The 587-nt window shown below is 50.3% G+C and carries 1 pseudogene; it reads left to right on the forward strand.

Annotated features, from left to right (window positions below):
* Positions 1-587 (forward strand): annotated as a pseudogene (locus Q3C19_RS18345) (mobilization protein); the annotation flags it as partial.

Raw genomic sequence — 587 nt, forward strand, 5'->3', positions numbered from 1 at the left:
GTGGTGATAGACGGTATCCGTGACATGGTGTATGACATCAACAGCCCCAGCGAATCGACACGCATCATATCGAAACTGATGCAGTGGACGGACGACAGGCAGATACATATCCACACGATACTCCACCAGAACAAGGGGGATGAGAACGCGAGGGGACATATCGGCACGGAACTGAACAACAAGGCAGAAACCGTGCTACTTGTTGAAAAGGACAAGAGCAACGGGGACATAAGCAAGGTTTCCGCCATGCACATCCGTGCAATGGACTTCGAGCCATTTGCCTTCCGCATTAATGACAGGGCACTGCCCGAACTGATAGAGGATTATCAGACAGAAGCCAAAGCACCCGGCAGACCCCAAGGCGAAAGGTTCGATGCCTGCAAGGACATTTCCGAGCAACAGCACCGGATAGCACTGGAAGCAGCATTTTCGTTACAGGACGAATACGGATATAAGGAACTGAGCAAAGCATTGAAAGAGTCGTATGCCTTGGTGGGTGTTCCGTTAAGCGACAACAAGCTGGTTAAACTCATCACAGTGTTGAAGAACAAGCGGATGATAGTGCAGGAAAATGGCAGGAAGTACAG

Origin of the sequence: Bacteroides sp. ET489, assembly GCF_030518095.1 — a bacterium.
GTDB lineage: Bacteria > Bacteroidota > Bacteroidia > Bacteroidales > Bacteroidaceae > Bacteroides > Bacteroides ndongoniae.